Here is a 22,488-nt window from a genome sequence, read left to right as displayed (position 1 = left end):
CCCGCCTACCCCCACCTGCCGCTGGAAACCGCGCGCCGGGCCATCCCGCGCTAAGCGGCGTAGGGCGGCGGTTTTCGCCGTAACTTGTACTCCTCAATCTGGCTTGTCATTCTTATGGAAACCGTCACCGTCACCCTTCAAAACGAACACGCCCGCCGCCTGCTGGAAGAATTGCAGTCCCTGGGGGTACTCACTATCTCGGCTTCTTCCCTGGCCGTGCCCCGCCCGCCCGCCACATTCGATGCTCTAAAGCTGGATACACGTGGCTTTAAGTTCAACAGGGAGGAAGCCAATGAGCGCTAGAATTTTTCTGGATACCAATGTGCTGATTTACGCCTACTCGGGGTATGAAGTGCTTAAAAAGGCGCAGGCAATTACCGCCATTGGCAGTGGCGAGACGTGGATATCTACGCAAGTACTTGTTGAGTTCGTCAATGTGAGCCACCGCAAGATGAAGGCCGCCTGGCCCGATATCCAAACCGCCCTGATTGAGCTTACTGCCAGCCATCAGGTTAGCAGCACTACCCCCGCTACTATTGCCCACGCCACGCGCCTGGCCCATCGCTACGGGTTTTCCTGGTTCGATGCGCTCATTGTGGCCGCCGCGCTCGAATGCGGCTGCGATACGCTTTATTCGGAAGATTTGAATGCCGGGCAGCTCGTCGAAGGCACCCTGCGCGTCGTCAATCCGTTCGTGGTGTAGCGAACATTGCGCCGGTTGGGCCGTTTGCAAGGTCCATCTTTTGCATCGCTGCCATTCATGAATTTTACTGGTAAGAATATCCTCGTGGTCGGCGCTTCGTCGGGCATCGGGCTGGCCACGGCCCAGCTGCTGGCGGCCGACGGTGCCACGCTTTTCACGGCTTCGCGCCACCTCTCGCCCGAGCTGGCAGCCCTGAGCACCACCCACTTCACCTACGACGCTACCCAGCCCGTGGGCACCGCCTTCGACGCGCTGCCCGAGGTGCTGCACGGCCTCGTGTACTGCCCCGGCTCCATCAAGCTACGGCCTTTCGAGCGGGTGCCGGCCGATGATTTTCGCGCCGATTTTGAGCTGAACGTGCTGGGCGCGGTGCAGGCGCTGCAAGCCACCGTGAAGCGCCTCAAGAAGGCCGAAGGCGGGGGTAGCGTGGTGTTGTTCAGCACCGTAGCGGCCGCCGTGGGCATGAGTTTCCACACCAGCATTGCCACGGCCAAAGCCGCCGTGGAGGGCCTCACCCGCGCCCTGGCCGCCGAATACGCCGCCAGCGGCCTGCGCGTCAACTGTCTGGCACCCAGCCTCACCGATACGCCCCTGGCCGCCGCCCTGCTCAACACGCCCGAAAAGGCCGAAGCCGGCGCCAGGCGCCACCCCTTGCAGCGCGTGGGCCGGGCCACCGACTTGGCCAGCATGGCCGCCTTCCTGCTGTCTGACCAAGCCACGTTCATCACCGGCCAAGTGCTGGCCGTGGATGGCGGCATGGGCAAGTTAAAATAATTTATATAAGCTAATAAGCTAGTTAGGAAATCGCTAGCCCGTCATTCCGAGCTTGCCGAGGAATCTCGCTCGCATCGTTGACCGACACTCGAACGGCGCGAGCAAGATTCCTCGGCAAGCTCGGAATGACGGGCTAGCGATTTTTTGTCACTTCGTGAACACATTACCATGAAAATCACCCTCTTCTGGCATCGGCGCGACCTGCGCTTTCAGGATAACGCGGGCCTGGCGGCGGCCTTGCAAAGCGGCCACCCGGTGCTGCCGCTGTTCATTTATGACCAGACTATCCTGGAAAAATTGCCGAAGGACGACGCTCGCCTCACCTTTATTTTTGACCAGGTGGAGCGCCTGGCCCACGAGGCGCATGAGGCCGGCGGCGGCTTTCTGGCGCGCTACGGCCGCACGCCAGAGGTGTTTGCTAAGCTCTTGAAAGACTACGACGTGGCGGCCGTGTACACCAACGAGGACTACGAGCCCTACGCCACCGAGCGCGATGCGGCCATCGCGAAGCTGCTGGAAAAGAACGGCGTAGAATTCAACGCCTTCAAGGACCAGGTAATTTTTGCCAAGGATGAGCTGCTGACCAAAAACGGCAAACCGCCGAAAGTATTCGGGGCCTATTCCAAAGCGTGGCAGGCCAAGGTGACGCCCGATGATTTCAAGCCGCATCCGTCGAGCCGGCTTTTTAAGCAGGAAAACCTGGCCCTACCCCACCCCGCCGATGCCAAGCGGCCCACGCTCCCGAGCATGGGTTTTGCGCGGCATGAGCAGTGGACGCCGCCCGCCGCCCTACCCCCCGCCGAGGTAGTGAAGCGCTACGATAAGGTGCGCGACTTGCCGGCTGAAAAGCGCGGCACCACCCGCATGTCGGTGCATCTGCGCTTTGGCACGGTGAGCATCCGGCAGCTCATGCAGCAGGCCCAGGAGCTGAACAACAAGCTGTTGAACGAGATGATTTGGCGGGATTTCTTTATGATGCTGCTCTGGCATTTCCCCAACACCGCCACCGAAGCCTACGACCCCAAGATGCGCCACCTGCCCTACCGCGACGATGAGGCGCAGTACCAAGCCTGGTGCGAGGGCCGCACCGGCTACCCCCTCGTGGACGCCGGGATGCGCCAACTCAACGAAACCGGCTATATCCACAACCGGGCGCGCATCGCGGCGGCGGGCCTGCTGGTGAAGCAGCTGTTTATCGACTGGCGGCTGGGCGAGCATTATTTCTCCGAGAAGCTGCTCGACTATGACATGAGCAACAACGTGGGCAACTGGCAGTGGATGGCCGGCACCGGGGCCATAGCCGCGCCCTGGTTCAGAGTATATAGCCCCGACAGCCAGCAAAAACAGTACGACCCCGCGTATGAGTACGTGAAGCAGTGGGTGCCCGAGTTCGGCACCGACAACTATCCTACCCCCATTGTGGACCACAAGTTTGGCCGCGAGCGGGCCATTGACCTCATCCGCAAGGCTCGGAATAAGTAGCCTGAACCAGCAGGCCGGCCAGCTGGTTATACGGCTATGGAATCTGCCGACCTTAAAGCCGCCTACCTCGACTACCTACGCCGCCACGGCCACGCGCCCAAAACCGTTTTTGTCTTTGCCGATGCGCAGGGTATTTCGGAGGGTGATTTTTACCGCCACTACGCCTCCTTCGCGGCCATCGACCGTGAGGCCTGGGTCGCTTTTGGCCACGATGCCCGCACACAGGCGGCCCAGGAGCCCGCCTGGCAAGGCTACGGTGCCCGCGAAAAGCTGCTGGCGTTTTACTACACGCTGCTCGAAATCCTGAAAAACAACCGCAGTTTCGTGTTGCTTACGTTAGGCCGCTCGCAGAAGCGCCAGCCGGCGCTGGTGCCCAAGGTGCTGAACCGGTTTGAGGATGATTTCGAGGACTTTGTACGGGGGTTGCTGCACGAAGGTCGCGCCACGGGTGAGGTGGCCAGCCGGCCGTTTTTGCAGGATGGCTACGGCCGCATTTTCCGGCGCCAGCTGCAATTTATCCTGCTCTATTTCGTGCGCGACGAGTCAACCAACTTCGAACGCACCGACGCGGCCGTGGAAAAAGCCGTGACGCTGAGCTTCGACCTGGTGGGTCGGAATACCTTCGATTCGGCCCTCGATTTCGGGCGGTTCTTGCTGCACAAGCACTCGTAACAACTAGGCTCTGTCATTGCGAGCAAAGCGAAGCAATCGCATCGGAACGACCGGCGTGGGTATCGTTCTGGTGCGATTGCTTCGCTTTGCTCGCAATGACAGCCTTTATATTCTTAGTCCCTACCTCCCAAATGTCTGACCAACCCCAGGAGTCGCTGCCCACTTCCAAAGTGGCTCGCGCCGCCCGCTTCGCCAAAACCGGCTTTAAAGTGGGGGCCAACTACGTGCAGCACTACGCCAAAAAAGCCGTGGGGGCCGACTCGCCGATGGCTGACCTGCACCAGGCCAACGCCGCCGAGCTTTACGGCACGCTAAGCGAGATGAAGGGCTCGGTGCTGAAGGTGGCCCAGATGCTAGCGATGGAGAAAAATCTCCTACCCCCCGCCTACGCCGAGCAGTTCCGCCAGGCGCAGTACCAGACCCCGCCGCTGTCGGGGCCGCTGGTAGTCAAGGCGTTTCGCGATGCTTTCGGGCATTCGCCGAGCGAGGTTTTCGACGAATTTGAGCCCAATGCGCGGCAGGCGGCCAGCATCGGGCAGGTGCATTTTGCCCGCAAAATGGGCAAGGACCTGGCCGTGAAGGTACAGTATCCGGGGGTAGGCGCGAGCATCCGGTCCGACATTGCGATGGTGAAGCCGGTGGCCCTGCGCGTGATGGGCCTCAAGGAGGAAACTCTGCGCCCCTACATCGCCGAGGTGGAGGCGCGCCTACTCGAAGAGACTGACTATAAGCTGGAACTGAGCCGCGGCCAGTCCGTGGCGGCCAAGTGCGGCCACCTGCCGCACCTGCAATTTCCGACCTACTACCCCGCCCTGTCGGCCGCACGCATCCTCACGATGGACTGGCTGCCCGGCCAGCACCTCCAGGAGTTTCGGGCCGAAAACCCCAGCCAGGAAGTGCGCAACCAACTCGGGCAGGCGCTCTGGGATTTTTACCAATATCAGCTGCGCGAGCTGCGGCAGCTGCACGCCGACCCGCACCCCGGCAACTTCCTGTTCAGCCTCACCGATGGCGGCACGGTGGGCGTGCTAGATTTTGGCTGCGTGAAAGACGTGCCGCTGCTGGAGCAGCAGCAGTTTCTGTCGCTGCTGGCCCCCGAAACCCTCGCCGACCCCGCCCGCCTCGCTACCCTGCTCACTGAGGCCGGCGTACTGCGCCCCACCGACGCGCCCGCCCTGCGCGAAATGTACCTGCGCACGCTCACGCAGTCGCTGGAATTGGTGGGCCGGCCTTTTCGGCAGGAAACCTTCGACTTCGGCGACCCTACTTACCTCAAAAGTCTCTACAGCCTGGGCGACGACCTGATGCAGGACCAGGACCTGCGCCAGCAGCGCGAGCCCCGCGGCTCGGCCCACTTCGTGTACCTGAACCGCACCTACGTGGGGCTGTTTTCGCTGCTGACTGAGTTAGGCGCGGTAGTGCGCACTCAATACGACGCCTAGTTTCCGCGTTTTGCAAACCTCTGCCGAATGGTCTGGTTAGGTATCACCTAATCAGACCATTTTTCTTTTCACCACCATGAAAAAACTACTGCTACTCCTGGCTACTGCGTGCATCTTTGGGTCGGCCGCCGCCCAAAGCGCGATGAGCTGCTGCGCCCGCCCGACTACGGCCAGCGCTACCGAAGCCTTCGCCATGCTGGCTACCGACAAGGACTTTTCGGGCGGCCACGACGCGCCCCTACCCTACTCCTACGAGGGTGATGGCCAGATGATTGAATTTAAGACTACCGATGGCCAGACCGGACACGGCTTTGAAATCAAGAGCGCCAAGCCGAGCAACAAATATCTGTTCGTGATTCACGAGTGGTGGGGCCTGAACGACTACATCAAGAAGGAATCGGCGATGTACGCGCAGGAAATGCCCGGCGTCAACGTCATTGCCCTCGACCTCTACGATGGCCAGGTAGCCACTACCCCCGAAGAAGCCGGCAAGCTGATGCAGGGCGTGAAAACCGAGCGCGCCGACGCCATCATCAAAGGGGCCGAACTATACGCCGGCCCCAAGGCCGAGTTTGCCTCCATTGGCTGGTGCTTTGGCGGCGGCTGGAGCCTGCAGGCAGCCCTGCTCGGCGGCAAGCAAACCGTGGGCTGCGTAATGTATTACGGGATGCCCGAAAAGGATGTGGCCAAGCTCAAAACGCTGCATTCCGACGTGCTGGGCCTGTTTGCCGAGCAGGATAAGTGGATTAATCCCGAGGTGGTGAAGCAGTTCGAGAAGGACATGGCCGCCGCTGGTAAAAAGGTAACGGTGAAGGAATATCCCGCCGACCACGCTTTCGCCAACCCCTCCAATCCCAAGTACAACAAGGAGCTAGCCGCCGACGCTCATCAAAAAGCCCTGGCCTACCTGAAAGCCCGCTTGAAGGCGTAACTGGTTGCTGCAACGCAGCTTAAGTATTGCACAAAAGCGCCCGCTTCTACTAAAGTGGGCGCTTTTGCGTTCTATCTCATCCCTACCCCTGCTTATTTAACTGGCGTCACGCAGTGGGCAGTAGCGCGATTTACAAAAATCGCGCTACTGCCCCAGCGGTGCTTTACCGAACAAACCGCGCAACAGCAGTTAGTTAATCTGGCTGCCGCAGGCCCGGTATGCGGGCTACAAAAGCATGCTGCCGGCTGGTGTAATCGGTGGGCATAGCCGTAAACGGCACTGGCTGGCTACCGATGGCCTGGCGCCGCAGCTTCACCAGCTCCTGGCTCAGCTGCGCGATGGCGGCACTCAGCTCAGCCCAGCTTTCGGCCACGAAATATACTTCCGGGCCTACGGCCGTCAGGTCGGCCTCGGTGGCGGGCGGGCTGAGGTAGCGCATGGCGTTGGCCAGGGGCTGGTAGGCGGTAGCCTCGGCTACGGCGGCAGCGTGCAGGTAGCGAGGGGTAGTGAGCAGCGCAGCGCCGTAGAAATGCGTTTTCCCCTCGTTTTTGAATAACCCGCGCTCGAACGTGGCGCGGGCAAAGCGGCGCAGCAGCCCCACCGTGGCCGGCGTAGTGGCCAGCTCCCAGGCGCGGCCCAGTTCGTGCAGCGCCTGCGCATAGCCGGGCTGGAGCAGCAGCGCAACCCGCCCAAAAAGGTCGGCAAACAAATCGACGCCGCCCGGCGGCTGGTCAAACTCGCTGAAACCGCGCAGCCGCGACACTACCGGCAGCTCGCGCCGGGCCAGGGCCGCGTAGTAGGTGGCGTCGCTCACGGGCGTGCCGGTGAGCAGCAGCGTCCAGCCGGTGCGCTGCTGCACCAGGCGGCTGATTTGAGTGAGGTTGGGCAGCGTGTCGCGCCGCAGCCCCAGCTCGGCCAGCGCCTGCCAGAAGCCGGCCCCGGCCCAGCGGTGCAGCAGCGCTTGCTGACGGTCAAATAGCATCTTCCAGACCATGCCCGAGGCGGGGGCAGCGGGGTGTTGCGGACGGGCAAGCAGGTGCAGTGACATAGCGGTAACGATAGGGTAAAATTCAAAAAAAAAGCCCGATTCCAGGGGACTGGAATCGGGCTGTTAAGCTGGGCTGAACGGGGAGGGTAGTAGCATTTTTACTTGCTTGGTACCCGTGGCAGCTGGCCATAACGCGCGATTCCGGACCCCGGTTTGGGGCGGCAATTCATCGCGGTAATGACTAGATGCGGGCGGTTCATGTGGTGGCAAATATACGAGTAGCTGGCAACTCTGCAAATTTATTTTTCGAATTTAATGAAGATTTAATTAATTTTTGCCTTTCTGCTCTCTATTTCGCTAGCAGCCAGCGGTAAGCAGGGCCAAACTCGCGCCGCCAGAACCATTCGGCGTGCTTGCCGTCGGCGGGGGCTACCAGGCGCAGCTGGCGTGGGGCTAATCCCCTGGCCAGCAGGCCATCGCGCGCGGCAGCCATCAGCGGCAGCATCGTTTCGCTTTCGGCCGGGCCAGCCACGAAGTAGAAGCGGCTGGCGCGCGGCGCGGGCCGGTGCCGCCGCTCATAAGCCAGCATAGAGTCTTTAGCAAACCAGATGGCCGGCGAAAACGCGCCTACCCGCCCAAATACTTGCGGGTACTTGAGGCCTGCGTACAGCGCAATGAGCCCGCCCATGCTGGAGCCCGCAATGACCGTGTGCGCCGCGTCGGGCCGGGTGCGGTAGTGCGCGTCGATGTAGGGCTTGAGGGTAAGGGCCAGAAAATCGGTGTACTGGTCGCCTTCGCCGCCTTTTTTGTACTCGGCATTTACCCAGGGCGAGTATTCGTCGAGCCGGCGGTCGCCGCCATTGTCTATGGCCACTACGATGCAGCCGGTGGGGTCCTGGCCACTGGCGGCCAGCTGGTTCAGGGTTTCGTCCACGCCCCACTCGCCAGCAAAGGCAGTGGCTTCGTCAAACACATTTTGGCCATCTTGCAAATACAAAACCGGGTAGCGCCTGGCCTTGCTCTTGGCGTAGCCGGGTGGCAGGTAGAGCCAGACGCGCCGCGCCCGCCCGTGCAGCTGGGGTAGGCAAAAGGAATCGGCCAGCACGCGCACGTTGGCGGCCAGCGTATGTAGTTTGGGAACGGCCGGGGTCCCACCGGGGCGCTGGTCCTGCCAGTTCAGTACCTGAAAGCTGAGGGTCGCCGGCCCTACCCCCACCTCCGCGTGCCGGTTGGCCACGGGCTGAAAGCTGGCATCGGCCTCGCCGGTCGCCCAGGAGCCGCGCGTAAACTTGAATTCCTGCGGCCCGCGCACGGTGGCGGGCAGGGTCAGCTGGTACGTGCCGTCGGGCTGCCGGGCCAGGGTGTAATCCGCGGCGGCTGGCTGCCAGTTGTTGAAGGAGCCCGCCACGTAGATGGGCTGGCCAGCCGGGGTAGCGGGGGGTAGGGAAGTGAGGCGCAGCGTAGTTTGGGCCAGCGCCGGGGAGGTTGTAATAGCCGCCAACAGCAGCCAACCTAGCGCGGTTTTGTACTTCATATATCGAATTGAAAATTAAAAATAATAAATTAAAAAATATTCAATTGTATTTTTTGATTTATTATTTTTAATTCGACAAAAAACCGCCGTGCTCCAAGCATTTGCTGGTAAGCCATTCTCTACGCAGCCTGATTTCGCACCAGGTTTTTCAGCAGCACCAACTGCCCCAGGTGGTAATGCAGGTGCTCGACAACGCCTTGCAGGTTCTTGTAGGCCGACGAGTACTTTGGCATAATTGGCTCCGGCAGGCGCGATTCCGGGAAGTCGCGTACCGCCGCCGCCAGCTCGCGGCCCGATGCCAGCGCATCGGCGCACAGGGCCGCCCATTCGGCCTCCGATTGGGGGGTAGGGCCGTCAAATCCATTGGCCGGGCCTACCACAATAGCCTGCCCCTGGGCGCGGCGCACCATCACCCGGTTCCAGTAGGCGAGGTGGCCCACCAGCCCTGCAATGGTATTGGGCGAGGCGGCGGTTTGGGTCGTGGCCTCGGCCAGCGTGATATCCCGCAACGTGTGCGCCAGGTCAACTTCCGTCCAGTTGTTGCCTTCGTGCGCATCCAGCACGTGCTGGGCAATGGCCTCCGTAATGTTCATACGTTGCTACCGGATGATGTCACCACTGCCCGCGCCCCGTTCCGACGCGTCAATTTTGCGCAGCGTATAAATGGCCCGCACCGAATCGACGCCCGGCAGCGCGTTCACGCTAAAGTCGATGCGCGAGCCCTTCTTCTGGGGGCCGCTCACAAAGTGCCGGTATTCTTCGGCCGACTCGCGCACCACGTAGAGGTCGCCGGGGCTGGGCACTTTCAGGCGGGCGTAGGTGCTGCGGCCGTCGGGGGCACTCTTGCGCTTTTCGCTGCTGGCCAGCTGGCTCACGCCCGTGAGGCGGTATTTCTCGGCATCGGCTGCGGTTTTGGGCGGGTCGTAGTTGCCCAGGCCATCAAGGAAGACCTCGCGGCGGGCCACTAGGTCTTCGAGAGGCATAGTTTTGAGCAGCGGCAAGTTTTTTTCGTCCATCAACAGTTGCTGCACGCCCTTATTGGGCGCGGCCTGCTGGTAAAACACCAATACCGGTTCTTTTATTTTCACTTTGCTGATAAGGAGGGGGGCCTTGCCTTCGTCAGCGGGGCTATCCACGCGCCGGGCCGTTTCCATAGGTGCTGGTGGAGCTGCTACCCGGCTGCCGGGCTTGCCCTTGGCCGACGACTTGCCAGGCACGGGACGCCGCGCCTGCGCGTTAGCCACAGCTGAGCGGCCTAGTACCGAGATGCTTAGTAGCAGAATACAGTAAATAGCTTTCATAAGGAAGACGAAATCAACCAAAAGTACGTCCGGTACTCCGTAGCGGGCAAGCCTGCCGGGCCGGGGGTAGGGGCTCGTGCGCCGTTTCAAATCGCGAAACCTGGCTTTGGAGCCGGCACCCTGCTCCCACTGCATTTGCCGCCTCGCGTAGCAACTAGGATGCCGCTTATTTTCAATTTTTGTTCCGGCCCTACCCCCAGGCTAAGGGTGGGCTTTGGGGCCTGAAAAATAACAGGCAGCGCCGGCCCCCTACCCCCTCGCTGAGCGGCAGTGGGGCTTCAAGCAGATGGTTTAATACGCCAACTACTACCCTAATAAGTTGGGAGAATGAATTTTACTTAGCGTGCTTTCCGCTGTTTCAGGCTATGGCGACTTACGTCGGGGTTTGCGGCCCTTCACACCGGGCTCACTGGCAGTCAAAGGCACGCTTCTGACCTTACCCGGCAACACTGGCATAACCCTGGCTGCCCACGGCCGCAGGGGGTTTTTTAGTTGGTTTGTGGTAGAATATTAGCTTATCTTGTCGTAAATTCTAACAATTTGGTAACATTTCAGCGGCTTGTATCCGCAATCGTTTGTGGTTGTTGGCAACTTCTTTTCGACAACATTTTTGACTTGCTGGTGCCGGTAGCTTTTCTAGTCCCCAAGGGCTGCAAACGGCAAACCAACTCAAGTACTTGCCTTTACTTATTTCACTTTTCCCCACCCGTTTCAACACTTTATGAAACACTCCTACCTGGTGAAACTACGGTTTCTCCTACTTTTAACTCTTAGTCTGACTGCCTCACTAGGCGCTTGGGCTCAGGCTACTACCGGCACGGTAAGCGGCCGCGTAACAGACGCCAAAAAGGAAGGCCTACCCGGCGTTACGGTACTGATAGAGGGCACTTCCGTAGGCGGCTCCACCAACGCCGACGGCACGTACACCATTCCGGGCGTGCCAGCCGGGGACCACACGCTGGTAATTTCCTTTATCGGCTATTCGACCTCGCGGGTGCCCGTGACGATTGCCGCCGGCAAAACGACCAACGTACCAGCCCAACCGCTCGGCGAAAACGCGACGGCCCTGGGTGAGGCCGTGGTGGTGGGCTACGGCACCCAGCGCAAGCAGGACGTGACGGGCGCGGTCACTACGGTATCGGCTAAGGATTTCGTGCAAGGCCAAGTGACTACCCCCGAGCAATTGGTGCAAGGCAAGATAGCCGGCGTGCAAATCACGGATGGTGGCGGGGCTCCTGGCTCAGCCAACACTATTCGTATTCGCGGTGGTTCTTCGCTGAATGCCAGCAACGACCCGCTGATTGTAATTGATGGGGTGCCCGTTGATAATCCGCCTACTTCTGGGGTAGGAGCACTCGCGGGGGTGCCTAATCCACTGTCACTTATCAACCCAAATGACATTGAGACGTTTACCGTGTTGAAAGACGCTTCGGCTACTGCCATTTACGGCTCCCGGGCTTCCAATGGCGTTATTCTGATTACGACTAAAAAGGGTTTGGCGGGTGAAGCGCTAACAGTGAATGTCCGGTCCCAGACCTCCCTCTCGCGGCGCTACAACTCGCTGCCAGTCCTGTCGGCTGATGCGTTTCGGGCCGCCGTGCAGCAGCTGGCACCTACCAAGACCAGCCTGTTAGGCACCGCTAACACCAATTGGCAGGACGAGATTTTTCGCACGGCCATGACGTACGACAACAACGTGAGCTTGACTGGCTCAATAGGCAAAGCACTCCCCTTCCGCGCGTCGTATGGCAACCTGAATCAGCAGGGGATACTGATTACGAATAAGCTTGTGCGTAATACTGGCTCCATCAGCCTGACTCCGGTGGTATTGGATAACCACCTGCGCATCAACTTAAACGTCAAGGGTTCGGTAACTGACAACAATTTTGCCGACAATGGTGCCATCGGCTCAGCGGCGGCCTTTAATCCAACCTTACCCATATATTCGGGTAATTCGGCTTATGGTGGCTACTATACCTACCTGCAAGACCCTACCAATCCTACCAGCTCGCCTCAGCAAAACGTGCCGGGCAACCCCGTGGCCCAGTTGAAGCTGACTCGCGACCGCAGCACGGTGCTGCGCAGCATTGGCAACGTGCAATTGGATTATAAGCTACACTTTCTGCCCGACCTGCACGCCAACCTGAACGTAGGCTACGATGTATTGAGCAGCAGTGGTGCCAATAATCAGAGCGTCCAGCTGGCCACCGACTACTTTAATACGCCGCGTGTTGCTTCGCCCGCTACTGCTAATGCCCGTGGGGGTTCTTACAGCTTATATAAGCAGAACCGTAACAACAAGCTCCTGGAGTTTTACCTCAACTACAGCAAGCAGTTTGGTGACCATCACCTGGAGCTGCTGGCTGGCTATTCGTATCAAGACTTCGTTACGACCTCGCCGGCCTATGACAGCTACCTGGGCCAGGATGGAAACTACGATGCCAGCGGCCTGCCGCAGCTCATTACCCGCGTCGCCGCTGCTACGCCTTACCGTACGCAGTACACTATTCTCTCTTATTACGGCCGGTTAAACTACAACTACAAGGACCGCTTCCTGGTAACGGGCACTCTGCGTAATGATGCGTCATCGCGCTTCAATGCCAACAACCGGAACGCCTTGTTCCCGGCTGCCTCGTTTGCCTGGCGCGTCAAAGGGGAGAATTTTCTGAAGGACAACACTACTTTCTCGGACTTGAAGCTGCGCCTGGGCTACGGGCGCACGGGCCAACAGGATGTATTCGGGATAGCTGGTGACTACCCCACTATTCCGCGCTACACGCACAACTCCCCAAATGCCCAATATACACTGGGTAATATTACGTACGACCCCTATTCGCCCTTAGGCTATAACAGCAACCTGAAGTGGGAAACTACCACTACCTACAACACGGGCCTGGACGTAGGATTCCTGGAAGGTCGGATTACGGCTTCGGTAGATGCCTATTATCGTAAAACGACCGACCTGCTCAACGGCATCTACCTGCCCGGCCTGACCAACTTCACCAACTACTACGTCTTCAACGTGGGCTCGCTGGAAAACCGGGGGGTAGAGTTGAACCTGAACCTGAACCCAGTCCGCTCGACCGACTTCCGTTGGGACGTGAACTTCAACGCCACCTACAACAAAAACAAGATTTTGTCGCTGGGGCCGCAACAGCCCGGCTTCGTGGGTCTTGAGACGAACGGCATTTCGGGCGGCACCGGCACCAACATCGGCATCTTTGCCGTGGGCCAGCCCTCGTCGTCGTTCTACGCCTCCAAGCAGGTGTATGACACCAATGGCAAGCCGCTCGACGGCGTATATGCTGACCTGAACGGCGACGGCAAAGTGGACAGCAACGACCGTTATTTCTACAAGCAGTCAGCGCCGCCGGTTATCCTGGGCTTCAGCTCCAACGTGACCTACAAGAGCCTGAGCCTTGCTTTCACGCTCCGCAGCAACCTCGGCAACTATGTGTACAACAACATTCAGTCGGGTAATGGTAATTATTATGGTATTACCGGCTCCAGCAATTACTTAGGCAACGTCACGACAGACGCGCTCTTTACGCAGTTTCCGAACGCGAATGCTACCAATCACTATTCGTCGGACTACTACATCCAGAATGCTTCTTTCCTGCGTATGCAGAACGCTACACTGGGCTACAACATCGGCAAGGTCCTCAATAGCCGCGGGAATCTAAACCTCACGCTTGCAGTTCAGAACGTGTTCGTAATCACGAAGTATACGGGCCTGGACCCGGAGATTTCCAACGGGGTTGACAACAACACCTACCCCCGGCCGCGCACCTATACTTTTGGCCTGAACCTAAATATTTAAGACACTTCCCGCCCTGTCATGAAAAAAGTATTTATTCGTAGTGCGCAAGCACTTTCGTTAGCTGCTACTACCCTGCTGCTGGCCCCGTCCTGCACGAAAGACCTGAACCGTACTCCCACGTACGACCTAAGCGCCGATGTCGTCTTTAAAGACGCCGCGGGCTACAAAACCCAGTTGGCCAAAGCATATGCGGGCTTTGCTATCACCGGTCCTGGCGGTCCCGACGCCAGCAGCGGCGATATCCAGGGTATCGACCAGGGTACTTCTGACTATATCCGCCAGTACTGGAGCGCGCAGGAACTGACCACCGACGAAGCCGTGATTCAGTGGGGCGACCCTGGTGTGCAGGACTGGCACAACATGAACTGGACATCGAGCGGCGTGCTGATTCGGGGCCTGTATAGCCGCCTGCTGTATGAGATAACTATCTGCAACAGCTACCTGCAGGAATCTACCGATGCCAAACTGGCCTCGCGGGGTATTTCAAGCGCCGAAGCGGCCAATATTGCGGCGTATCGGGCCGAAGTACGTTTCCTGCGGGCCTTGGCTTACTACCACGCGATGGACCTGTATGGCAACCCGCCTTTCGCGGATGAAAACAGTTCCATTGGCACATCAACCCTGCCCAAGCAGATTAGCCGGGCCGACTTGTACAAGTATATCGAGTCGGAGCTGCAAGCCATTGACGGCGCGCTACTCGCCCCCCGCACCAATGAGTATGGCCGGGCCGACAAGGCTGCCGCCTATGCGCTGCTGGCTAAAATGTACCTGAATGGCGTAACCTACGCCGGAACCAGCGCGGCTCCCGCTTGCTACAACAATGCGGCCACCTATGCCAAGAAAGTAATCGATGCGGGCTACTCCCTGCTACCTAACGCAGCCACTGGTTCTCCATTAGTTAAGAACGGCTATGGCAAGCTGTTTTTGGCTGATAATAACCAGAACAATACGGAAGTTATTTTCCCGGTCGTGTTCGATGGCAAGACGACTCAATCCTATGGTGGCACCACTTTCCTGACCCACGCTTCGGTTTCGGGTACTGCCGGCACTGACTGGAGCCCAATTCCTTACGGGATTGGGGGTGGCTGGGGTGGCACCAGGGCTACCCCCAGCCTTTTTACGCAGTTTCCCGACACGGCCGCTGACGAACGCGGCAGCTTCCACGTTGTTGGTCAGACGCTGAATGTTACTTCACTCACCGACTTTTCTAACGGCTACGTACCCATAAAATTCCGCAATGTTACCTCAGCCGGCGCAGCGGGCTCAGATGCCACTTTTGTGGATACTGACTACCCCATGCTTCGGCTAGGCGACATGTACCTAACGTATGCCGAAGCCGTTTCGCGCGGGGGCACCGGCGATGCTGGTCTGGCCTTGCAGTACGTGAACACTGTGCGCAACCGGGCTTTCAAGGGCCAACCTGGCGGCACGGCCGGTGCCGTAACGGCCGCGACGCTGACTGCTAACAACTTCCAGTTTTTCCTGGACGAGCGTTCGCGGGAATTGCACTGGGAGGCCACCCGCCGCACCGACCTCATTCGCTTCGGCAAGTTCACTAATAACTATAACTGGCAGTGGAAGGGGGGAACCTCTATCAATGGTAACAGTGTGGATGACCACCTTCAGCTATTCCCATTGCCTTCTTCCGAGTTGAGCATTAATACTAACCTGGTGCAAAATCCCGGTTACTAGTTTTTACTACGGTATTTCTCAGAACTCGGAATCGTTTCGCTGAGTGAAACGATTCCGAGTTCTGAGAAATTCGTCGGATAGTATTTCTTCACCCACTAGCCACTGCTTTACATGAAACCTTGGATTATCAGAATCGCGGCTGGAGCACTTGCGCTCGCGTCCATTAGCTTCTCCTCCTGCAAAAAGGACGAAGTACGCACCATCCTTACGCCTTCCAATAGCCCTACGCTCACCGCTTCGGCTACCACCGTTACCCTGACTCAGGCTAATGCTGCTAACACCGCGATAACGTTTACCTGGACGCCGGTTAAGTCCTTGAGCATCTCCGACAATACGGCGACTTTGCCTGCCATCACGTATTATCTGCAGTTCGCCAAAAAGGGGAGTAATTTCACTACGCCGGTTTCTATTGTGGCTGGCAGTGCTTCAACAACCGGGGCTTCGACTACTACCGTGACGGTAAGCGACCTAAATACGGCGCTCATTAACCTGGGTCTCACTCCCGGCACCGCTACCGATGTAGAAGTTCGACTCAATGCCAGCTACGCCTCCAATTCTACCTCTTTTTCTAATGTAGTACCGCTGGCGGCCACCACGTACGTGTACTGCGCGCAACCAGCCAAATCCTGGAGCCTTATTGGTGACGCGATAAGCGGGTGGAGCACCGATGTAGTGATGACCTACGATTGTGCCAGCAAAACGTATTCGTATAAAGGCCCAATTAAAGCACTGGCCGGCACCAGCCCAGCCGGCTATAAATTTCGCTTTAACAGCGACTGGACGGCTAACCTGGGCGGCGCTGTCCCTACTGGTGGCGCACTAACGCAAGATGGTGGAAACCTAAGCGTTGCTGCTGATGGCACTTATACCATCTTACTAACGCCCGGCTCTTTCGATGCGACCGGTAAATCAACTGGGGGAACGTTTACCATTAAGTAATCGACGGCAAGGTTCTTATGCTAGAACAAATTGCATTTTTCATGAAAAGCCGCTGGAAATCAGCGGCTTTTTTTGTGCAATTGCTATCTTCGGCACCAAAATGGTAGTTGCCAGCGTTAGCGATTTAGCGTAATCTAAGTACCCGTTGGCAAATACTTTATCCTATGTTCAGGTACGCCCTCTAATTTGGGCCAATGAAAGGAAAGGAGCGGAATAAGATTCTAATCTTATGGGGCGTTGGAGCCCGTTTAACATGACAATCCCCGCTCTTTTTTAGGGTCACTTTGGACAGTTCCAGTAGGCCACCGAGCCTGTATCAGGATAGTAAAAGACACCCTAGAAGTCCTTTTTTACTACTTTTTCTCCACTCTTTTACTGCTGTACTTAATGGTTATCGCCTCTTCGTTACCCGTTGTCGGCCTGGACGTGAGCAAAGCCACGCTGGCCGTCTGTTATCAAGTAAATGACCAGATTAAGCACCTGGAAGTCAGCAATACCAAAGCGGGCTTTCAGCAGCTAGTGAAGGCGTGCGGCGGGCAGTGCCAGTTTGTGATGGAAGCCACGGGCACCTATAATCTGGCCCTGGCTTACTACCTGCATGAACAGGGCGGACAGGTGGCCGTGCTCAATCCGCTGGTAATTAGACGCTTCATTCAACTGCACTTAGGTAAGGGCAAAAGCGAGCGCAAAGATGCGCAGTGGTTGTTGCGCTATGGTCAGCAACAGCCGTTGAAAGTCTGGCAGCCGGACGAAGCGGTCCTGGTCGAGTGCCGGCACCTAGAACAGGTCAATGAGCAGTTACTCAAGCAAAAAGTGATGATTAGCAACTCGTTGGAAGCCTTACAGCACCAACCTATTGTGAGCAAACTCGCTTTGAAACGGCTTCAGCAGCTGCTCAAGACCTTAACGCAGCAAGTGGAAGCGGTAGAGGCCGAACTACTGGCCCTGTTAGAACGGCGCTTTGCGCAGGAAATGACGCTGTTGTGCTCCATTCCTGGCATTGGGCGCAAAACAGCGGGCATGCTACTGCTCTTTGTCGGCGGCTTCACTCACTTCGATAACTACCGGCAAGTCATTGCCTTAGCCGGTCTCTCCCCCCGCGAGCATACCTCGGGCACGAGTATCCGCGGGAAGGTGCGCATCACCAAAATGGGTGGGGGGCTGATTCGCGGCAAGCTCTTTATGTGCAGCTTTTCGGCCAAGAAAACGAACGTGGCTTGTGCGGCCCTTTTTGACCGCCTAGTGGCCAAAGGCAAGAACAAGAAACTAGCCCTGATTGCCGTCTGCAACAAACTCCTCAAGCAGGCCTTTGCTATTATCAAATCGGGTGTGCCCTACCAAGCTGATTTTTGCTCGAAACTGGCCCAGGCCTCTTAAATTCTAACACAGTTCATGGTAAAGTAGACGGTCATGCTGAGCTTGCTGAAGCATCTCTACTGCGTAACTCACTCTAAACGTTGAGATTACTCTCGTGGTAGAGATGCTTCGGCAAGCTCAGCATGACGTTCTTTTATAGCAAACTAATTAGCAACGGGTACTTAGCCTGCACCAGGCATTCGTTCCAAAGTAGCCTTTACGTAATTTTTACGATACTTTTTATATTATGCGCCCCTTTCCTATGTTTCTGGTCGCCGCTGGCATTTCGCTGGCCGCCACGCCGGTAATGGCTCAGTTGGCTTCGGCGGTTATTAAGCCCACTGAACCCGTATCGCCCCGGCTTAGCTCGGTGGCCGACCGGGTTGAATCGCTGACCGTTAATATGACGCAGGCGCTCAGCCTAAGCCCCGCCCAGGTTGAAAAAGTCCGGGTAATTAACACTAACTCGGTGCGCAACCTGGAGGCAGCCCGCGTGCGCTACCGTCAGGAGCCCATCAAGCTGCGCGGCTATATCGAGGATATTGGATTGGCGCGCCTGGAGCAGCTCAAGGACGTGCTTACCGCTCCCCAATTCGCGCGCTACCAGCAGAAGCGCGAGGAGAAGATGGGCATTCCTACGGTGCGCGGCAATCAGGGCACGCCGCCTCCCGGCCTCGCCAGCGGGCGCGACGATAACTAGAGTTTCAGGGCGCGCAGGCGCACCAACGCTTCTGTGGTTTTGAGCAGATTATCCTTTTCCTTCTCTTCTACATTACTTGGCGAGGAATAATGTATTACCTCAACGGTAAAGCCTGGGAAGGCGCTGCAAGGCGGCGCTTGTCCAATTACCGCGCCTACCCCCCCTCGGGCAACGGCGAGGGGGGCAGCAAGGTAGCGGCAGTGGGCCAGGCCGAGCTGCGAAACGCTACGGTCCGCAGGCCGGGGTAGGGAAAGGCAGCCGCCGGGGGCAGCAGCATGGCCCGCGCCGCATCCTGGTCCAGGGCCTCGCCCACCGAGCGCACCGCGCCGGCCGGCACGCCCAGGCGGGCCAGCTCGTGCAGCAGGGCCGCGCCGTTGAGCTCCGCGATGCGCACCAGCAGCAGCTCTTCGAGCGCCTGGCGGTGGCGCACCCGCGCAGGGTTGGTAGCGAAGCGTGGCTCGGCGGCCCAGTGCGGGCGCATGAGCACCAGGCACAATTGCTGAAACTGCGCGTCGGTGCCCACGGCCAGCACCAGCCGCTGGCCCTCGACGGCGCGGTAAACGGTGCCGTAGGGCACAATGCCGGGGTGGCCCGAGCCCAGCGGCACGGGGTCGTGGCCGGTGGTGAGCCAGGTAGCGCCCTGGTTGGCCAGCGAGGCTAGCGCGCTGTCGTGCAGGCTCACTTCCACTAGCGCGCCCAGGCCGGTTTTTTCGCGCTGGTAGAGTGCCGTAAGGATGCCTTCTTTGAGCTGGTGCGCGGCGAATAAATCAATAAAAGCCACCGGCATTTTCTGGGGCGGGTCGGCCGGGCCAGCGGCATTGAGGTGCATAAAACCGGTTTCGGCCTGGAGCACGGCATCGTAGCCCACGCGCGGGCTGGCGGGGCCGTAGCCCGTGAGGTGCGCGTAGATGAGGCGCGGGTTGAGGGCCAGCAGGGGGGTAGGGCCGGCGCCCAACTGCTCGGCAGCACCGGGCCGGAAGCTGGCCACCAGCACATCGGCCTGGGCGGCCAACCGGTGCAGCTCGGCCTGCGCGGTGGGCTGGGTCAGGTCGAGCACCAGCGAAGTTTTGCCCCAGTTGGAGGCGGCAAAATAGGCCGACACGCTGCTCTCGGGGTCGTCGCCGGCGGTGCGCCAGGTGCGGGTTACGTCGCCGGCGGGCGATTCTATTTTCAGCACCGCTGCCCCCAATTCGGCAAAAAACTGGCCCACTTGCGGGCCAGCCAGCACGGTAGCCAGCTCCAGCACGCGCAGGCCGTCAAAGGGCAGGGTAGCAGTCATCAGGTTAATGGATATAGTAGCTTTTTATCGGTTTGCACCCGCGACGCCCAGGCTACGCATTCCCACACGGCCATCGCAATGGAGGCTTTCTGGCACATCAACTCCATGCGAACTTGCTGCTGCTTGAAGAGTAGCACGGTATAAGTACCAGTGGCCGACAGCTTCACGCGCACTTTCCAACCGACGGGCAGGCAGAGAATTTTTTTAGCTTTCATCGAAAAAGATTACTGATTCATTACACTACGCCGGCCCGCGCAAATATGGGAAATACTACTTCTCGCTCCCCTACCCCCCACTGGCGCGCCAGCTCGTCGGCTACGAGCAGCACCATATCGGCCCCGTCGTGCTGCCGGGCATAGTTGGCAGTGGCCGACCACGAGCGCAGGTAGCCCAGCATATCGGCTAACTGCCAGTGCTTGGTCACAGTAAACCGAGCCTGCCGCACCCGAGCAAACGGAAAGAGCAGCTCAGCATACTTGTTTTCAACATGGCGGCGGTTGGCATCCCAGTAAGGGGCCGACGTTTCGTCGTAAAACTGCTTGAGCACTTGGTTAAGGCCCGGTTGGTCGGTGTAGCAAAACTGGTAGCCCCACTCGGCCAGCACGGTGCCGGGGCCGGCCACGCGCCGCACCTCGCGGTGATAGGCCTCCTGGTCGAACCAGTGCACGGCCTGCCCCACGGTAATCAGGTCAAAATAGTCGTCGGGGAAGGGCGTGTGCTCGGCCGTGGCTACCTGGTAATGAATATTGGGCCGCTCCTCGGCTTCGGCTAGCTGGCTGGCGCTGAGGTCGGTAGCCTCTACATCGCGAAAATAGTCGGCCAGCACCGTGGCCACCTGGCCGTTGCCGGTGGCGCAGTCCCAGGCCCGCAGGCGGTTGGGCACCTGTGGCAGCAGCCAGGCGTAGAGTTCGGGTGGGTAGGAGAGGCGATAACGGGCGTACTGGGCGGCTTGCTCCGAAAAACGGTCAAGGGACATGGGGCGAAGGTAGGCGTAAGCGAGGCACTTATTGAGCTTACCTTTGTTCTAAATCAAGCGGTTTGCTGGCCGGGAAACGCAAGGTCAGCTCTTTTTCATTCATTTTTCATAAAGCTGAACCTTTGACTTTTCACGATTTCAATCTTCACGACGACCTCCTGGCCGGCGTGGATGCCATGAACTACCTCAACGCCACGCCCATTCAGGAGCAGGCGATTCCGAAGATTCTCGCCGGCAAAGACCTCATTGCCTGCGCCCAGACCGGCACCGGCAAAACGGCTGCTTACCTGGTGCCGCTGCTCGATAAGATTTCGCACGCTGGGCACGGCACTACCAGCACGCTGGTGCTGGTGCCCACCCGCGAGCTGGCCACCCAGATTGACGAGCAGGTAACGGGCTTCGGCTATTTCGTAGAAGCCTCATCCATTGCTATTTATGGGGGCGGCAAAAGCGAGAACTGGGAGCAGCAGAAGCGGGCGCTGACCTCGGGTGCCGATATTATCGTGGCCACGCCCGGCCGCCTCATCGCGCACATGCAGCTCGGCTACGTCAAGTTTGAGGACCTGAAATACCTGGTGCTCGACGAGGCCGATAAGATGATGGACATGGGCTTTGCCGATGACATTCTGAACATTGTGCGCCAGCTGCCCAAGCAGCGCCAGACGCTGCTGTTTTCGGCCACCATGCCGAGCAAAATCCGCGACTTTTCGCAGCAGATTCTCAACGACCCCGACGAAGTGCGGCTGGCCGTGAGCAAGCCCGCGGCGGGCATCAACCAGCAGTTTTACATGACTTTTGACCACCAGAAGCTGCCCGTGCTGGAACACCTTATCAAGGCCCAGGACGTGCAGAGCATGGTGCTCTTTACCAGCAAGAAGGCGGCCGTAGCTGGCATCGTGCGCTCGCTCAACAAGCTGGGCTACCCGGCCCAGGGCATCAGCTCGGACCGCACCCAGGAGGAGCGCGAGGAAACGATGCGCGCCTTCAAAAACAAACAGTTTCCCATTCTGGTGGCCACCGACGTGGTGAGCCGGGGCATTGATATTGACTCCCTTAGCCACGTGGTGAACTTCGACGTGCCCCGCGCCGCCGAGGACTACGTGCACCGCATTGGCCGCACGGCGCGCGCCGCCACCACCGGCACGGCCATCACCTTCATTGCCGACCAGGACCAGGACCGCATCATCAAAATCGAGAAGCTCATTGAGCGCGAGATTGAGAAGCAGGCCATTACCGAAGGCCTGGGCTACGGCCCCGCGCCCGAGTTTGACCCCAAGCGCTTTAGTGGCCTGCACGGCAAAACCGGCCCCCGCGAAGGTGGCCGGGGCGGCAGCCGCGACCACGGCCCCCGCCGCGAAGGCGACCGCGGCCCCCGCCCGCCCCGCGCCGAAGGCGACCGCCGCAGCGATGGTGGCGGAGGCCGCAACCGCGGCCCCCGCCGCGACGAAGACAAGAACGACCCCAAGCGCGCCGAGCGACTAGCCCAGGCCACGGCCCGCCTCGCGGCCATCGACGCGGGCCAGGCCCCCGTGCCGGCCTACGTGGCCCCGCCCCGCGAGGCCCGTCCGCCCCGCGAGCCACGCCCGGAAGGCGAAGCACCCCGCGCCCCGCGCCTGCCCCGCGAGCCCCGCCCCGAAAGAGCCGAAGGGGAAGCCGCTACCCCCCCTCACGAACCCCGTGCCGATGGCGACCAGCCCGAGGGCCAGCGCCGCCGCAAGCGCGGCGGGCGCAACCGGGGCGGCAAGGGCCCGCGCCCAGCCGAAGACGCTACCCCTTCGGCAGCAGCGGACGCCCCCAGCGCCGAGTAGTAAAGTGGCTGTTTTTAGCTGATAAACTGTGAGCCCAACCAACCGCACGTTGGCCGGGCTTGCTTTTTTAAGGGCTCTTGACAACCAAAAC

Annotated in this window: 20 protein-coding genes; 13 read left to right on the top strand and 7 right to left on the bottom strand. The window is 59.2% G+C overall.

Annotated features, from left to right (window positions below; translation table 11 throughout):
• Window positions 1-114: 114 nt before the first annotated feature.
• The 7 genes from A0257_00360 (at window position 115) to A0257_00330 (ending at window position 6,004) form a co-directional block, all read left to right on the top strand.
• The gene (locus tag A0257_00360; GenBank protein ID AMR25688.1) at window positions 115-303 is read left to right on the top strand and encodes a hypothetical protein; all 189 of its coding nucleotides are present in this window, start codon (window positions 115-117) and stop codon (window positions 301-303) included.
• Window positions 293-703 carry a hypothetical protein gene (locus tag A0257_00355; GenBank protein ID AMR25687.1) on the top strand — a complete coding sequence of 137 codons (411 nt, stop codon included), beginning with the start codon at window positions 293-295 and terminating at the stop codon, window positions 701-703. Before A0257_00360 ends, A0257_00355 begins: the two co-directional genes overlap by 11 nt.
• Before the next feature lie 57 nt (window positions 704-760).
• Window positions 761-1,477, top strand: coding sequence for an oxidoreductase (locus A0257_00350; GenBank protein ID AMR25686.1), 717 nt, complete (start codon window positions 761-763; stop codon window positions 1,475-1,477).
• A 168-nt stretch (window positions 1,478-1,645) separates the two neighbouring features.
• Window positions 1,646-2,959 carry a deoxyribodipyrimidine photolyase gene (locus A0257_00345; protein AMR25685.1) on the top strand — a complete coding sequence of 438 codons (1,314 nt, stop codon included), beginning with the start codon at window positions 1,646-1,648 and terminating at the stop codon, window positions 2,957-2,959.
• A gap of 36 nt (window positions 2,960-2,995) precedes the next feature.
• Window positions 2,996-3,631 carry a hypothetical protein gene (locus A0257_00340; GenBank protein AMR25684.1) on the top strand — a complete coding sequence of 212 codons (636 nt, stop codon included), beginning with the start codon at window positions 2,996-2,998 and terminating at the stop codon, window positions 3,629-3,631.
• Between the two features lie 131 nt (window positions 3,632-3,762).
• The gene (locus A0257_00335) at window positions 3,763-5,073 is read left to right on the top strand and encodes an ABC transporter (protein ID AMR25683.1); all 1,311 of its coding nucleotides are present in this window, start codon (window positions 3,763-3,765) and stop codon (window positions 5,071-5,073) included.
• A gap of 76 nt (window positions 5,074-5,149) precedes the next feature.
• On the top strand, window positions 5,150-6,004 hold the full coding sequence (locus A0257_00330) for a dienelactone hydrolase (GenBank protein AMR25682.1): 855 nt from the start codon (window positions 5,150-5,152) through the stop codon (window positions 6,002-6,004).
• 193 nt (window positions 6,005-6,197) lie between these two features.
• Here the strand turns inward: A0257_00330 and A0257_00325 are convergent, their stop codons facing one another.
• The 4 genes from A0257_00325 to A0257_00310 form a co-directional block, all read right to left on the bottom strand.
• The gene (locus A0257_00325; GenBank protein AMR25681.1) at window positions 6,198-7,052 is read right to left on the bottom strand and encodes a hypothetical protein; all 855 of its coding nucleotides are present in this window, start codon (window positions 7,050-7,052) and stop codon (window positions 6,198-6,200) included.
• A gap of 289 nt (window positions 7,053-7,341) precedes the next feature.
• The gene (locus A0257_00320) at window positions 7,342-8,526 is read right to left on the bottom strand and encodes a hypothetical protein (GenBank protein ID AMR25680.1); all 1,185 of its coding nucleotides are present in this window, start codon (window positions 8,524-8,526) and stop codon (window positions 7,342-7,344) included.
• Between the two features lie 119 nt (window positions 8,527-8,645).
• Window positions 8,646-9,119 (bottom strand): hypothetical protein, encoded by a 474-nt coding sequence (locus tag A0257_00315; GenBank protein AMR25679.1) that lies wholly within the window; start codon window positions 9,117-9,119, stop codon window positions 8,646-8,648.
• Window positions 9,120-9,125: 6 nt separating this feature from the next.
• Window positions 9,126-9,827: a hypothetical protein gene (locus A0257_00310; protein ID AMR25678.1), complete on the bottom strand. Its 702-nt coding sequence runs from the start codon at window positions 9,825-9,827 to the stop codon at window positions 9,126-9,128.
• 721 nt (window positions 9,828-10,548) lie between these two features.
• On the opposite strand from A0257_00310, the gene A0257_00305 reads away from it, so the two are divergent.
• The 5 genes from A0257_00305 to A0257_00285 all read left to right on the top strand — a co-directional run bounded on the left by A0257_00305 (window position 10,549) and on the right by A0257_00285 (window position 18,334).
• The gene (locus A0257_00305) at window positions 10,549-13,647 is read left to right on the top strand and encodes a hypothetical protein (GenBank protein AMR25677.1); all 3,099 of its coding nucleotides are present in this window, start codon (window positions 10,549-10,551) and stop codon (window positions 13,645-13,647) included.
• An 18-nt stretch (window positions 13,648-13,665) separates the two neighbouring features.
• Window positions 13,666-15,339 carry a hypothetical protein gene (locus A0257_00300; protein ID AMR25676.1) on the top strand — a complete coding sequence of 558 codons (1,674 nt, stop codon included), beginning with the start codon at window positions 13,666-13,668 and terminating at the stop codon, window positions 15,337-15,339.
• A 111-nt stretch (window positions 15,340-15,450) separates the two neighbouring features.
• Window positions 15,451-16,278, top strand: coding sequence for a hypothetical protein (locus A0257_00295; protein AMR25675.1), 828 nt, complete (start codon window positions 15,451-15,453; stop codon window positions 16,276-16,278).
• Window positions 16,279-16,665: 387 nt separating this feature from the next.
• Entirely contained in the window at window positions 16,666-17,655 is a 990-nt protein-coding gene (locus tag A0257_00290; protein AMR25674.1) for a hypothetical protein, read from the top strand.
• Window positions 17,656-17,881: 226 nt separating this feature from the next.
• Window positions 17,882-18,334 carry a hypothetical protein gene (locus A0257_00285; GenBank protein AMR25673.1) on the top strand — a complete coding sequence of 151 codons (453 nt, stop codon included), beginning with the start codon at window positions 17,882-17,884 and terminating at the stop codon, window positions 18,332-18,334.
• Window positions 18,335-18,488: 154 nt separating this feature from the next.
• On the opposite strand, the gene A0257_00280 is transcribed toward A0257_00285, so the two are convergent.
• Genes A0257_00280 through A0257_00270 form a run of 3 tightly spaced genes read right to left on the bottom strand, consistent with a single transcriptional unit; the run spans window position 18,489 to window position 20,589 of the window.
• A complete protein-coding gene (locus A0257_00280) occupies window positions 18,489-19,586 on the bottom strand; it encodes a carnitine dehydratase (protein ID AMR29566.1) in 1,098 nt (365 codons plus the stop codon).
• A gap of 26 nt (window positions 19,587-19,612) precedes the next feature.
• On the bottom strand, window positions 19,613-19,828 hold the full coding sequence (locus A0257_00275; protein ID AMR25672.1) for a hypothetical protein: 216 nt from the start codon (window positions 19,826-19,828) through the stop codon (window positions 19,613-19,615).
• Between the two features lie 20 nt (window positions 19,829-19,848).
• Window positions 19,849-20,589 (bottom strand): SAM-dependent methyltransferase, encoded by a 741-nt coding sequence (locus A0257_00270; GenBank protein ID AMR25671.1) that lies wholly within the window; start codon window positions 20,587-20,589, stop codon window positions 19,849-19,851.
• Window positions 20,590-20,765: 176 nt separating this feature from the next.
• Between A0257_00270 and A0257_00265 the strand changes: the two genes are divergently transcribed.
• Window positions 20,766-22,397: a DEAD/DEAH box helicase gene (locus A0257_00265; GenBank protein AMR29565.1), complete on the top strand. Its 1,632-nt coding sequence runs from the start codon at window positions 20,766-20,768 to the stop codon at window positions 22,395-22,397.
• The last annotated feature ends 91 nt before the right edge of the window (window positions 22,398-22,488 follow it).

Origin of the sequence: Hymenobacter psoromatis (assembly GCA_001596155.1) — a bacterium.
Classification (GTDB): domain Bacteria; phylum Bacteroidota; class Bacteroidia; order Cytophagales; family Hymenobacteraceae; genus Hymenobacter.
Note: the sequence above shows the minus strand (reverse complement) of the source record. Positions and strands in the feature narration are given on the sequence as shown.

Coding starts and splice junctions, on each gene's coding strand:
- A0257_00360 (AMR25688.1), top strand. CDS start 115: ATGGAAACCGTCACCGTCACCCTTCAAAACGAACACGCCCGCCGCCTG.
- A0257_00355 (AMR25687.1), top strand. CDS start 293: ATGAGCGCTAGAATTTTTCTGGATACCAATGTGCTGATTTACGCCTAC.
- A0257_00350 (AMR25686.1), top strand. CDS start 761: ATGAATTTTACTGGTAAGAATATCCTCGTGGTCGGCGCTTCGTCGGGC.
- A0257_00345 (AMR25685.1), top strand. CDS start 1,646: ATGAAAATCACCCTCTTCTGGCATCGGCGCGACCTGCGCTTTCAGGAT.
- A0257_00340 (AMR25684.1), top strand. CDS start 2,996: ATGGAATCTGCCGACCTTAAAGCCGCCTACCTCGACTACCTACGCCGC.
- A0257_00335 (AMR25683.1), top strand. CDS start 3,763: ATGTCTGACCAACCCCAGGAGTCGCTGCCCACTTCCAAAGTGGCTCGC.
- A0257_00330 (AMR25682.1), top strand. CDS start 5,150: ATGAAAAAACTACTGCTACTCCTGGCTACTGCGTGCATCTTTGGGTCG.
- A0257_00325 (AMR25681.1), bottom strand. CDS start 7,052: ATGTCACTGCACCTGCTTGCCCGTCCGCAACACCCCGCTGCCCCCGCC.
- A0257_00320 (AMR25680.1), bottom strand. CDS start 8,526: ATGAAGTACAAAACCGCGCTAGGTTGGCTGCTGTTGGCGGCTATTACA.
- A0257_00315 (AMR25679.1), bottom strand. CDS start 9,119: ATGAACATTACGGAGGCCATTGCCCAGCACGTGCTGGATGCGCACGAA.
- A0257_00310 (AMR25678.1), bottom strand. CDS start 9,827: ATGAAAGCTATTTACTGTATTCTGCTACTAAGCATCTCGGTACTAGGC.
- A0257_00305 (AMR25677.1), top strand. CDS start 10,549: ATGAAACACTCCTACCTGGTGAAACTACGGTTTCTCCTACTTTTAACT.
- A0257_00300 (AMR25676.1), top strand. CDS start 13,666: ATGAAAAAAGTATTTATTCGTAGTGCGCAAGCACTTTCGTTAGCTGCT.
- A0257_00295 (AMR25675.1), top strand. CDS start 15,451: ATGAAACCTTGGATTATCAGAATCGCGGCTGGAGCACTTGCGCTCGCG.
- A0257_00290 (AMR25674.1), top strand. CDS start 16,666: ATGGTTATCGCCTCTTCGTTACCCGTTGTCGGCCTGGACGTGAGCAAA.
- A0257_00285 (AMR25673.1), top strand. CDS start 17,882: ATGCGCCCCTTTCCTATGTTTCTGGTCGCCGCTGGCATTTCGCTGGCC.
- A0257_00275 (AMR25672.1), bottom strand. CDS start 19,828: ATGAAAGCTAAAAAAATTCTCTGCCTGCCCGTCGGTTGGAAAGTGCGC.
- A0257_00270 (AMR25671.1), bottom strand. CDS start 20,589: ATGTCCCTTGACCGTTTTTCGGAGCAAGCCGCCCAGTACGCCCGTTAT.
- A0257_00265 (AMR29565.1), top strand. CDS start 20,766: ATGAACTACCTCAACGCCACGCCCATTCAGGAGCAGGCGATTCCGAAG.